This is a genomic window from Streptomyces sp. P17 (assembly GCF_032436805.1).
In the GTDB taxonomy this organism is placed as follows: Bacteria; Actinomycetota; Actinomycetes; order Streptomycetales; family Streptomycetaceae; genus Streptomyces.
In genome coordinates this window covers 1-447 of record NZ_JAVRBF010000339.1, presented here as the reverse complement: position 1 = coordinate 447, position 447 = coordinate 1, and the positions used below count along the sequence as shown (strand labels likewise).

1 protein-coding gene is annotated in these 447 nt (G+C 68.0%); it reads left to right on the top strand.

Annotated features, from left to right (window positions below):
- The coding region (locus tag RMT89_RS41170) for a phage antirepressor KilAC domain-containing protein (protein ID WP_315888870.1) at nt 1-401 on the top strand (401 nt) is incomplete at its 5' end.
- Between the last annotated feature and the right edge of the window lie 46 nt (nt 402-447).

Here is a 447-nt window from a genome sequence, read left to right as displayed (position 1 = left end):
TGGCCGAGCAGCGCGCCCGTGAACTCGAACCCGCCGCCCGCGCATGGTCCACCATGGTCGCCTGCTCCGGCGACTACGCTGTGGACGAGGCCGCAAAGGTGCTCTCACGCGACCCCGCGATCAGTACCGGACGCAACCGCCTGTTCGAGACGATGCGCGAGCAGGGCTGGATCTACCGCTCAGGGCATCGCCAGCAGTGGCACGCCTACCAGTCGCAGATCGAGTGTGGACGGCTGGCGCAGAAAATGGCGTCCGGCCCGTTCCTCAACCACCGTACCGGCGAGTTGGAGCTGCCCGCCCCGACGATCCGCATCACCGCCAAGGGCTTGTCGGCTCTGCACCGCATCCTCGGCGGCACCGCTGACCTCGACTCGCTCCTGGACAGCGAGGTGGCGGCATGAACGTGCAGCGGGTCGCCCAACTCACTCAAGCCGTGACGGTGCTCAC